Genomic DNA, 10,460 nt, shown 5'->3' with positions numbered 1-10,460 from the left:
ACAACTATTATATTCTATCAAACCTACCTAAACTTGTCAAGAATTAACTGTGACTTTTATACCTTTTTTTATCTTACATCCGGAAAATCCCACGGTTGTCATGTTTTATTAAATACATTAATATTCGATTCTTGGTAAATTTAGTTTTCTCTGTTCCGAAATGATTCTGATGAGAACGATAAAGATGACAGAAATAAACAAAGCTAAGTTATGGCTGATTACCGATTGAAGGTATACATATAGAATTCCACCAATAATACATGGTAGGGCATAGATGTTTTCTCTAAAAATCATCGGAACTTGATTTGCAATCACATCGCGTATCATTCCACCACCGACACCTGTCAATACTCCTAAGAATACAATGAAGAAGATATTTTGTGAATAACCATGTGCTATTCCAGCATCAATCCCTAATACAGTAAAAATTCCTAGACCTATGGCATCAGAAACTAAGAGAAGATTATTGTAGAAACGTGCTGCTTTAAAAATACTCAATGCTTCTCTTCTTGATTTAATTATTAGTGCTACAAGCATAGCTACTATTGATGCAATAATCGAAATAACTATAAAAAATGGCGATTTTAATGCTGTAGGAGGTGTTGCTCCTAAGAGTAAATCTCGAAATATCCCACCACCAACTGCTGTTATTACTGACATCACAAGAATACCAAAAATATCTAGTTTATGATTGATCCCCACCACGGTCCCCGAAATAGCGAATGCTACGGTTCCTAAAATTTCCAAAAATAAATAAAAACTGCTAATCACTTCCATATCCCTTTATACTTCACCTTAATAATCTTTTTAATACAATTTATTATACCCTATAATTCTCCAATATAAATAAAAAAGAGACTGATTTTCAACAGTCTCTTTTTCTTTAATCAACGCGGCTAAAATTAGCAACATCTGCGCTGATATTTTCAATAAATTCTTCAAGCGGAATGACTTTTGTTTCTTTTGAGCCATAACGACGAATATTTACACTTCCATCAGCTTGTTCTTGGTCTCCAATAACGATTTGATATGGAATTTTGTGTGTTTGTGATTGACGAATCTTCCAGCCCATTTTTTCATTGGCTTCATCGACAACAACGCGGAAGCCTTTATCTTGAAGTTCACGTTGAATTTTCCAAGCATAATCGGCATGAATTTCATTATTTACTGGAATAATGGTTGCTTGAGTTGGAGCAAGCCATGTTGGGAAAGCACCTTTATAAACTTCGATAAGGTAGGCAATGAAACGTTCAAGTGTTGAGATTACGCCACGGTGAATCATTACTGGGCGATGTTTTTCCCCGTCAGCACCGATATACGAAATGTCAAAGTTTTCAGGATTAAGGAAGTCCAACTGAATAGTTGAAAGTGTTTCTTCATTACCAAGCGCAGTTTTAACTTGAATGTCAAGTTTAGGACCGTAAAATGCTGCTTCTCCTTCTGCTTCAACGTAGTCAAGATTCATGTCATCCATTGTCGCTTTGAGCATTGCTTGAGATTTTTCCCACATTTCATCATCTGGGAAATACTTCACTGTATCTTTAGGGTCACGGTAGCTGAGTCGGAAGCTGTAATCATTGATTCCAAAGTCACGGTACATGTCCATAATCAATTGAAGAATTTTACTAAATTCTTCTTGAACTTGTTCTAACATGACGAAAGTATGACCATCATTCAAAGTCATTTCGCGGACACGTTGAAGTCCTGAGAGTGCTCCTGATTTTTCATAACGGTGCATCATACCAAATTCGGCAATACGAATTGGGAGTTCACGATAAGAGTGGACATGGTGTTTATAGATAGCTATATGGCTCGGACAGTTCATTGGACGAAGTTCCATTTCTTCGCCATCACCCATATCCATTGGTGGATACATATCTTCATGGTAATGTTGCCAGTGACCTGACTGTTTATAAGTATTAAGGTTCATCATGACTGGTGTGATAACGTGTTGATAACCGTTTTTCACTTCTTGGTCAACGACAAAACGTTCAATAATTCGACGAATTGTTGCTCCAGCTGGGAGCCAGTAAGCAGTTCCCGCACCAAGTTCTGCGTCATTAAAGAACAAGTCAAGTTCGCGACCGAGTTTACGGTGGTCACGTTCTTTTGCTTCTTCACGAAGTTTAAGATTTTCTTCTAATTCTTCTTTTGTAAACCAAGCTGTACCGTAAATACGTTGCATCATCTTGTTATCAGAATTACCGCGCCAGTAAGCACCTGCAACGTTGAGAAGGTGGAAAAATTTGATGACACCAGTTGATGGAACGTGTGGGCCGCGGCAAAGGTCAGTATATTCACCTTGAGTATAGATAGTAAGTCCACCTTCATCTTCATTGTGTTCTTCAATGAGTTCGAGTTTGTATGGATCATTTGCAAAAATTTCTTTTGCTTCTTCTTTGCTTACTTCTTTACGTTCTGATTTGAAGTTTTCTTTGACAATTTTCTTCATTTCAGCTTCAATTGTTGCCAAATCATCATTTGAAATTTGACCGGCTTCGTTATCTGTATCGTAATAGAAACCATCTTGAATAGCTGGTCCAACACCCAAGTGAATATCAGGGAAATGGCGTTTTGCTGCTTGAGCAAAAAGGTGAGCAGCTGAATGTCGTAAAATTCCAAGTGCATCTTCATGGTCTGGTGTTACAATTTCAAAGTTGCTATCTTCATTGATTGCTCGAGTGGCATCAATTAATTTTCCGTTGACCTTACCTGCAAGTGTTTTTTTGGCAAGACTAGGTGAGATTGATTTAGCAATTTCAAATGTTGTTACGCCCGCCTCAAATTCTTTTACGTTACCGTCTGGAAATGTTATTTTAATCATTTTATGTGCCTTTCTTTAATCTTTTTTTAGTTGGAAATTACTGACAGAAAAATCCGAATTGCTTGGGAGCAATGAATTACTTGTTAAAGTCTTGTCAATAATTTATGGAAATAAAAAAACGCAAATCTCATCCTATAAAGGACGCTACTTGCGTGTTACCACCTTTGTTCTATTTGCTGACAAAATTCGTTAAGCTCTTTCTAGCAATTATTGCTTACAAAAGTGCTCAATTTCTAGCTATAAAATTGCTGTCAGTAAATTTCTCTTCTTTGACGTAACGTGTCAGAGACGCTTTTCTGTTGTCCAAAAAAGAATTTAACTTACAAAAAGTCTGTAAGTAGTGAGTGGTATTTTTAGCTGCCATTTTCAGGCTCGCATCAACCGCCTGATTTCTTAGAAATTTTCACTAAAAACATGTCTCTTTTTATATTGTAAAGCTTGACCTAAAATTTGTCAAGAAGGAAATAATACTAAATAAAATTACTGACAGCCCAAAATTAAAAGTTCTGTCAGTAATTTTTACTGACGAGTAAAAAAGAACTCAATGAGTTCTTTTTATATTAATGTCTTTGCTCAATATTTTGCTTTGTTTTGTAAGCAAGAAAATCGCGTGCCACATCTTTATCAAAATCATTGAGTTGTTTTATCACTTGGTTTTGAATCGTTTCAATCTCAATTTTTTCAAAAGAGAGCTCAGCAATTACTTTTTCAACGACTTTTGTTACATTATTAGCAATCATATTGGCGTGGAGCGGTTTATCTTTGTATTTACCATTGATTGCAGCTTTGAATACTGCCGTTTGAATGCGGAAGCTATCCCAGTCAACGACATGTCCATTACGTTTGATAACTACTTTATTAACTAATTTTGCTTGCATCAATTTCTCCTTATTTTTTAATCTTCTTACAATACTATTATACCAAATTTTTCGGAATTATTTAAAAGTTTCGACGATTAATACGATATTGAGTAAAGTTACAAAAACTCCTGTTGCTAATAAGAGCCACTTTGTAAACCAAACATTTTTATATTTGCCCATTACTCTTTTAGAACTTGTCAAATAAATTTGCAAAAAGATAGTAATTGGTAATTGGATACTTAAGAAAACCTGTGAATAAATTAAAATATTAAAGGGCGAAGTCACAAAACTTAAAGCGCAAATGGCAATCGTTGCTCCAATTATTGTGATTAAAACACCTAATTTACTATGTGGGTCTTGTGCATCATAAGGTTCTGCAAAGATTCCTGCAAAAATTGACCCACCTGCCATTCCTGCTGTTACCGATGAGGCTACTCCTGCAAAAAGAAAAGCAATCGCAAAAATAATTGCAGCCACTGGACCAAGGAGAGGAACGAGCATTTCTTGTGCTTGATTAATTTCTGTTACAATTCGAGGGAAAAATAAAGCCGCAGCAATGATAATAATTGCAGAATTAATCACCCAGCCTAGAAACATTGAAAAAATTGTATCAAAGAACTCAAAACGCAATTGTCTTTCCATCACCGCTTCATCTTTTAAATTCCACTGACGACTTTGAATAACTTCCGAGTGTAAAAATAGATTATGTGGCATGACAACGGCCCCTAGGGCTGACATGATGATTGGCATTGATTTTGCATCAACAAAAGGAATGACCATTCCTTTTGCTGCTTGTCCCCAATTAATATGTGGAATAATAAAAATTTCTAGTAAAAGTGCAATCCCAATCAAACTTACAAAACCAATAATAACTTTTTCAATTTTAGGATATGAATTACTAAACAAAAACCAGATAACCAAACCAGCTGTTAAAATTGCTCCTACCACAATTGGTAATTTAAAGAGCATTTGCAAAGCTATTGCTCCACCCAAAATTTCAGCAACTGCTGTCGAAATAGAAGCTAAAACTCCCGTTCCCAAAACTGTTCTACTGAGCCAGGGTCTAAGGTATTGGGTCGCATTTTCTGACAAACACTTTCCTGTGACAATCCCTAAGTGGGCCACATTATGCTGGAGAAAAGCCAACATAATTGTTGATAGTGTAATTACCCAAAGTAATTTATAACCAAATTGAGAACCCGCAGCAAGATTGGCAGCCCAATTTCCTGGATCTATAAATCCCACCGCAACAATCAATCCTGGTCCAACATACTTCAAAAAATCAAGGGCTGGATATTTTTTATCTTGTAAAAATCGCCTCATTTTTATCCTTTTCATTTTCACTTCCTTTTGGACAATTATAGCATGCAGCTTTTAAGAGTTCAACTTTACAAAATAAAAAACCGTCAGTAAATTTTACTGACGGTCATTAAAAATGATTGATTATTTGGCAACGATGAAACGGTCTGCATCATCCATGAAAGTTTTTTCGCCAGCAGGTGCTTCGATTGAACCAAATACAAGTTGTCCACGAAGTTTCCAGCTTTCTGGAAGATTCCATTCTTTAGCAACAGCTTCGTCAATCAATGGATTGTAGTGTTGCAAGTTAGCGCCTAAACCTAGTTCAGCAAGAGCAGTCCATACATTTACAGAAATAATTCCTGAACCTTGTTCTGACCAAACTGGGAAGTTATCTGCATAAAGAGCAAATTGTTCTTGAAGATTTTTAACAACTGCTTGGTCTTCAAAGAAAAGAATTGTACCAAAAGCAGCTTTAAATCCATCAAGTTTTGCACGTGTGTTATCCCAAGCTGATTCAGGAACACCTTGTGCTTCCATGGCTGCTTTAAGTTCTGGGGCAACAATTTCATCCCAAAGTTTATCTTGGGCATCACCTGTGAGAATCAAAAGACGTCCAGTTTGTGAATTGAAAGCTGTTGGTGAAAAACGTACAGCTTCTTTAATTGTTTCAATCACTTTTTCTTCATCTTGAACGTTTCTTCCAAGAGCGTAGATTGTGCGACGGTTTTCTAATGATTTAATGAATGACATAATAATTACTTCCTTTTTTGTTTTTATTGTTTACATATGTAATCTTATCAAATAAATTTACACTTGTAAACTATTTTGATTCAAAAAATTACTTTTTTTATAAAATAAAAAAAATCCCTATTTGAAATAGGGATAAATTTATTATTTAGTACCGAACAAACGGTCTCCAGCATCACCAAGACCTGGGACAATATAACCATGTTCATTAAGTTTTTCATCCAAAGCTGCAGTATAAATTTCAATATCTGGATGTGCTTCTTGGAGAGCTTTCACTCCTTCTGGTGCAGCAACAAGACAAACAAATTTAATATTTTCTGCTTTAGCATTTCGTTTTTTAAGAGAATCAACTGCTAAAATTGCTGAACCACCAGTCGCAAGCATTGGGTCAACAAGGAAAATTTGACGGTCAGCAATGTCGGCTGGAAGTTTCACTAAATATTCAACTGGTTTAAGTGTTTCTTCGTCACGATACATTCCGATATGCCCTACACGAGCAGCTGGAATCAATTTCAAAATTCCGTCTACCATCCCAATACCAGCACGCAAGATTGGTACAATCGCTAATTTTTTACCTGCGATTTGTTTAACCGTCGTTTTTTGAACGGGTGTTTCGATTTCGACATCTTCAAGGGGTAAATCTCTTGATACTTCGTAGGCCATGAGCATTCCAATTTCATCAACAAGTTCACGGAATTCTTTTGTCGATGCCTCTTTACGACGCAAGATTGAGAGTTTGTGTTGAATCAATGGATGTTCTACGACTTGAAATTTTGACATTTTGATTTTCCTTTCGCTAGATCCCTTTGCTAAGCAAAGTTCAGATTTGTAAACTGCCTTTAAAAGGCAATTTTGCTAATTTTAGGCAAAATTTTTTAGAGCCTAGCAAGTTCGCTATTCTCTAAAAGCATTTTTTCTATTTTACCACTTTTTTGGTCTTTTTGGGAGGAATAAGATGAAATTTAAAAAAATTTAAATTTTTCGTCTTTTATTCTTTATTTTTTCTTAATTATCATATTTTTTCAAGACCATTTTAATTAAAAATGGTGCTAATACAGTTGCTAAAATAATCACGATAACCAGCTCCGAATAAACTTCATCTGTAATAATGGCACTCGTCAGACCAATTTGAGCCACAATCAGGGCCATTTCTCCTCGTGAAATCATTCCTGTTCCAATCAACATACTCTCACCAGTACTTAATTTACTTGCTTTTCCAACAAAATAGGCGGGGATAAATTTTGTCAAAATTGCTAAGAAGGTAAAGAGTAAAATTATCCAAGGATGATGAATTAAACTATCGAATTGAACAGATATGGCGATAAGTACAAAGAATACTGGGATAAAAATAACATAACCGATTGCTGAAGTATATTCTTCAATCTTATGACTTACTTCTGTTTGTGAAATAGCAAGTCCTGCAAAGAAACTACCTATTACCGCTGACATTCCTACGCTATCAGCAAGTAGACTTAAGCCCAAACAAATAATCAAGGCAACAATCGTATTTTTGTTGGCAATGGGTAGTTTTTGGACGAATTTCCAAAATCTTGGAATAAGCTTATGCACAAGAAATAAAAAGGCAAAAAAGAGAAGTTCAAGCAAAAATTGGATGAAAAGATGAGAACCAGAACCACCATTTTTAAAACTAGTAAAAATTGATAAAATCAATACAGCTAAAATATCATCAACAACTGCTGCTCCTAGAATAATCGAACCTGCACGTGTACTGAGTTTACCATATTCTTGTAAGACTTCAACCGTAATCGACACTGAGGTCGCAGCGAAAACAATTCCATAAAAGAAACTGGTCGATATTCCGTAACCAAAGCCAAAAGCAACAAGTCCAAAGGCAATTAATGGCACAATTACACCACCAACTGCAACGAGCATTGATGCTTTAAAATTTTTCTTTAGAACAGTTAAATCACTCTCAATTCCCGCTAAGAACATGAGTAAGATAACCCCAATCTCAGACATTACTTCTAGAACATGACCGCTATGAACCAAGCCTAAAACTGATGGAGCAATCAAAATCCCAACAAGCATTTGTCCAACGACAGCTGGAATTTTAAGGCGTCTTGAAACAAGAGTAGCAATTAAAGAGGCAATTAAAACAATTGTGAGTTGTAAAATATCATTCATAAGTTGATTTTAACATATTTTTCATTCTTAAAAACACATTTTCGACTAAAATCCTTAAATTTTGAATGTTTCTACGAGTCGTTTGCTTGCTTCTTCAATCAATGAGAAAGGTGCAGCAGCATTTAATCTGGCATGCGCTTGTCCAGCTTTTCCAAAGCTTATTCCTTTATTTAGAATCACACCTGCCTCTTCTGCTAATTTTTCATCCAATACCTTATCTTCTAATTGATATTCAGAAAAATCAAGCCAAATTAAATAGGTTCCTTGAGGTTTCATTACTTTGATTTTTGTTTTTTGATGAAGTTCTGACTCAATATAAGTGATATTTTTTTCAAGCACATTTTTGAGTTCATTTAACCATTCACTTCCATTTTCATAAGCAACTTTGGTGGCTAGCATTCCTAAAGTGCTAATTTCTTGTTGATTATTTGCTAGTCTTCTTTGCAAGTATTTTTCACGTAAATCTTGGTTTTCAATAATTGCATAAGCGCATTTCACACCAGCAATGTTAAAACTTTTAGTGGCAGAAGATAAAACAACTGAAAAATCTTTGAAGTCTTCTGAAAGAGTGTTAAAGGTCTGATGCTGATGACCAAACAATGTTAAATCTTGATGAATTTCATCAGAAACGACAATCACATTATGCTTTTTACAAATTTGGCCAAGTTTTATCAGTTCTTCTTTCGTCCACACGCGCCCACCAGGATTGTGGGGGTTACAAAGAATATATAATTTCACGGAATTTTCAACAATTTCTTTTTCAAAAACTTCAAAATCAATTAGAAATTCCCCACTTTTTTCAATCAGTTTATTTTCAATTAGCTTTCGATTATTTAGCTTAACTGTTCTGGCAAACGGGGGATAAACAGGTGTGTTTATTAAAACAGCATCATTTTCTTTGGTCAATGCTTGAATGGCCAGACCAATTCCTGGAACAACTCCTTCAACCAAAATTAAAGCTTCTTTAGAAAAGTCATACTGATGTTGATTTTTTTCCCAATTTTGAATGCTTTTAATTAAATCTTCTTCAACATAAGCATATCCATAAACTCCATAGTCTGCGTAATCATGGATACTTTGTTTTATTTCTGGTAAGGCAAGAAAATCCATATCAGCCACCCACAATGGAAGTTTATGAGGATTCTCTTTTATTTCTTGCCATTTTACAGAATTGTGGTCAAGTCGATTTGGAATGGTTGTAAAATCATATTTTGTCATTTTTATACTCTCTTTTTTCTTTTCATCATAGGATAACTGTCACTGCTTTAACAGTTTACAGATATGCTAGTAGTTCCATCAGTAAAAAATTTACTGACAGAACATATTTTAGCACTTATGGATACGCTGGTAGTCTCATCATAGGATAGCCGTTGGCGTTTCGCTTTAGCGGATAGACAAAACGGACAGCATAGCACGCAGTGCGTAGATAGCCTTTACGGATATGCTAGTTTGTTCATCAGTAATTTTTTAATTTTCTAAAGCTTCTTTGAGGTCTTCTATTAAATCGCGAACATCTTCTATCCCAATCGAAAGGCGAAGCAAATCATCTGTTAAACCATAACTTTCTCTAATCTCAAGTGGAATATCATGGTGAGTTTGCGCTGTTGGATAAGTGATTAAAGATTCAACACCTCCTAAGCTTTCAGCAAATGTAAAAACGCTCAAGTGATTTAAAATAGCAGGAATTTTGTTTTTGTCAGTAACTTTTAGAGAAATCATGCCACCTAATCCTGGGTAAAGTACTTCTTTTACTGACGGAAGTTTTTTTAGGAAAGTCACAATTTTTTGGGCATTTTTAGTTGCCCTCTCCATTCTGAGGCTTAAAGTTTTCAAGCCTCGCATGACAAGATAGCTATCAAACGGAGAAAGAACTGCTCCTGTAGTATTGAGCTGATATAATAATCTTTCATAAAGATCTTCATCATAAACAATGACCGCTCCAGCCAAGACGTCATTATGTCCTGATAAATATTTTGTTGCCGAATGAATCACTAAATCCGCACCCAATTCTAATGGTTTTTGATAAATTGGGGTATAAAAAGTATTGTCAACAATCACTTTTGCATGATATGCCTGTGCTTTATTGGCGATTTTTTCAATATTATATTTAACCATCATTGGATTTGTCGGTGTTTCAATATAAACAATATCAGTATTTTCATCTATTAGCTCAAGCATTTCTTTTTCAGTTTTAGCATAGGAAAAGTAAAATCGCCCCTCTTTTTCTTGTTCATCGAACCAGCGAAATGAACCTCCATACAAATCTCGACTGGCAACGATTTTGGAACCGACTGGAAAAACTGAAAAGGCCAAGACAATTGCAGCCATTCCTGACGAAGTTGCTAGAGCAAATTGTCCTGATTCAATTGAAGCAAGTGCTTCTTCCAAGGTTGCTCTTGTTGGATTTTTGGTTCTGGTGTAATCAAAGCCAGTCGATTGACCAAATTCTGGATGTTGATAGGTCGTTGAAAAATGCAAAGGACTAACTAAAGCTCCCGTTGCCTCATCTTGATGAATTCCGACTTGCGCCAATAAAGTATCTAATCTTTTATCCATAAATTTCCTCATTTTTTAACTCATTA

The 10,460-nt window shown here is 35.4% G+C and carries 9 protein-coding genes; all 9 read right to left on the bottom strand.

Annotated elements, in window-relative coordinates; genetic code table 11:
- Positions 1 to 117 precede the first annotated feature (117 nt).
- A complete protein-coding gene (locus HFD15_RS12450; protein WP_004254956.1) occupies positions 118 to 777 on the bottom strand; it encodes a trimeric intracellular cation channel family protein in 660 nt (219 codons plus the stop codon).
- Positions 778 to 883: 106 nt separating this feature from the next.
- Positions 884 to 2,824: a threonine--tRNA ligase gene (gene thrS / locus HFD15_RS12445; protein WP_025016940.1), complete on the bottom strand. Its 1,941-nt coding sequence runs from the start codon at positions 2,822 to 2,824 to the stop codon at positions 884 to 886.
- A 560-nt stretch (positions 2,825 to 3,384) separates the two neighbouring features.
- The gene (locus tag HFD15_RS12440) at positions 3,385 to 3,702 is read right to left on the bottom strand and encodes an ATP cone domain-containing protein (protein WP_004254946.1); all 318 of its coding nucleotides are present in this window, start codon (positions 3,700 to 3,702) and stop codon (positions 3,385 to 3,387) included.
- 57 nt (positions 3,703 to 3,759) lie between these two features.
- The gene (locus tag HFD15_RS12435; protein ID WP_012898456.1) at positions 3,760 to 5,022 is read right to left on the bottom strand and encodes an Nramp family divalent metal transporter; all 1,263 of its coding nucleotides are present in this window, start codon (positions 5,020 to 5,022) and stop codon (positions 3,760 to 3,762) included.
- Positions 5,023 to 5,127: 105 nt separating this feature from the next.
- Positions 5,128 to 5,736: a nitroreductase family protein gene (locus tag HFD15_RS12430; RefSeq protein WP_010906194.1), complete on the bottom strand. Its 609-nt coding sequence runs from the start codon at positions 5,734 to 5,736 to the stop codon at positions 5,128 to 5,130.
- Between the two features lie 141 nt (positions 5,737 to 5,877).
- Positions 5,878 to 6,513 carry a uracil phosphoribosyltransferase gene (gene upp, locus HFD15_RS12425; RefSeq protein WP_011835873.1) on the bottom strand — a complete coding sequence of 212 codons (636 nt, stop codon included), beginning with the start codon at positions 6,511 to 6,513 and terminating at the stop codon, positions 5,878 to 5,880.
- 225 nt (positions 6,514 to 6,738) lie between these two features.
- Positions 6,739 to 7,878, bottom strand: coding sequence for a cation:proton antiporter (locus HFD15_RS12420; protein ID WP_004254931.1), 1,140 nt, complete (start codon positions 7,876 to 7,878; stop codon positions 6,739 to 6,741).
- A gap of 54 nt (positions 7,879 to 7,932) precedes the next feature.
- Positions 7,933 to 9,096: a MalY/PatB family protein gene (locus HFD15_RS12415; RefSeq protein WP_025016936.1), complete on the bottom strand. Its 1,164-nt coding sequence runs from the start codon at positions 9,094 to 9,096 to the stop codon at positions 7,933 to 7,935.
- Between the two features lie 249 nt (positions 9,097 to 9,345).
- Positions 9,346 to 10,434: a cystathionine gamma-synthase gene (locus tag HFD15_RS12410; protein WP_081042615.1), complete on the bottom strand. Its 1,089-nt coding sequence runs from the start codon at positions 10,432 to 10,434 to the stop codon at positions 9,346 to 9,348.
- Positions 10,435 to 10,460: the final 26 nt, after the last annotated feature.

Origin of the sequence: Lactococcus sp. EKM203L (assembly GCF_011800585.1) — a bacterium.
Classification (GTDB): Bacteria; Bacillota; Bacilli; order Lactobacillales; family Streptococcaceae; genus Lactococcus; species Lactococcus lactis.
This window is presented reverse-complemented; position numbering and strand designations above follow the sequence as displayed.

Coding starts and splice junctions, on each gene's coding strand:
- HFD15_RS12450 (WP_004254956.1), bottom strand. CDS start 777: ATGGAAGTGATTAGCAGTTTTTATTTATTTTTGGAAATTTTAGGAACC.
- thrS (WP_025016940.1), bottom strand. CDS start 2,824: ATGATTAAAATAACATTTCCAGACGGTAACGTAAAAGAATTTGAGGCG.
- HFD15_RS12440 (WP_004254946.1), bottom strand. CDS start 3,702: ATGCAAGCAAAATTAGTTAATAAAGTAGTTATCAAACGTAATGGACAT.
- HFD15_RS12435 (WP_012898456.1), bottom strand. CDS start 5,022: ATGAAAAGGATAAAAATGAGGCGATTTTTACAAGATAAAAAATATCCA.
- HFD15_RS12430 (WP_010906194.1), bottom strand. CDS start 5,736: ATGTCATTCATTAAATCATTAGAAAACCGTCGCACAATCTACGCTCTT.
- upp (WP_011835873.1), bottom strand. CDS start 6,513: ATGTCAAAATTTCAAGTCGTAGAACATCCATTGATTCAACACAAACTC.
- HFD15_RS12420 (WP_004254931.1), bottom strand. CDS start 7,878: ATGAATGATATTTTACAACTCACAATTGTTTTAATTGCCTCTTTAATT.
- HFD15_RS12415 (WP_025016936.1), bottom strand. CDS start 9,096: ATGACAAAATATGATTTTACAACCATTCCAAATCGACTTGACCACAAT.
- HFD15_RS12410 (WP_081042615.1), bottom strand. CDS start 10,434: ATGGATAAAAGATTAGATACTTTATTGGCGCAAGTCGGAATTCATCAA.